This is a genomic window from Micromonospora sp. CV4, from assembly GCF_003667455.1.
In the GTDB taxonomy this organism is placed as follows: Bacteria; Actinomycetota; Actinomycetes; order Mycobacteriales; family Micromonosporaceae; genus Micromonospora.
Map to the genome: position 1 here is coordinate 1 of NZ_RCVI01000305.1, position 551 is coordinate 551.

The window sequence follows — 551 nt, forward strand, 5'->3', positions numbered from 1 at the left end:
GGCTCGTCGAGCAGCAGCAGGCCGGGGCGCAGGGCCAGCGCGCCGGCCAGGGCGAGGCGTTGCTGTTCGCCGCCGGAGAGCGCGGCGGTGGGCCGCTCCCGACCGTACGGGAAGCCGACCCGGCGCAACGCCTCGTCCACCCGGGGCCAGATCTCGCCGGCCGGCACCCCCCGGTTCTCCAGCCCGAACGCGACGTCGTCGCCGCTGCGGGCCATCACCAGCTGGGTCTCCGGGTCCTGAAAGACGATGCCGACCCGTTCCCGACCCTTGCGCGGGTCGAGCCCGTCGATCTCGACGGTGCCCTCCTGCTCGCCGGAGTCCTCGGGCAGCAGCCCGGCGAGCGCGCTGAGCAGCGTGCTCTTGCCCGCCCCCGACGGCCCGAGCAGCAGAACCCGCTCCCCAGCCTCGACCCGCAGATCCACCCCTCGCACCGCCCACGCGAGGCGCCCGGCGTGCCGCCACCCGAAACCCCGCAACTGCACCCCGCTCAAACCCCACCTCCTCCGCCGCCCGGCTCTTCCGTCCGCCGCCCGGCTCTTACGTCGTTGATC

At 75.1% G+C, this 551-nt stretch carries 1 protein-coding gene; it reads right to left on the minus strand.

All coding sequences use genetic code 11. The features are described 5' to 3' along the window. Positions 1 to 491: ABC transporter ATP-binding protein (locus tag EAD98_RS21150; protein ID WP_147457458.1), on the minus strand; the 491-nt coding region annotated here is incomplete at its 3' end. Positions 492 to 551: the final 60 nt, after the last annotated feature.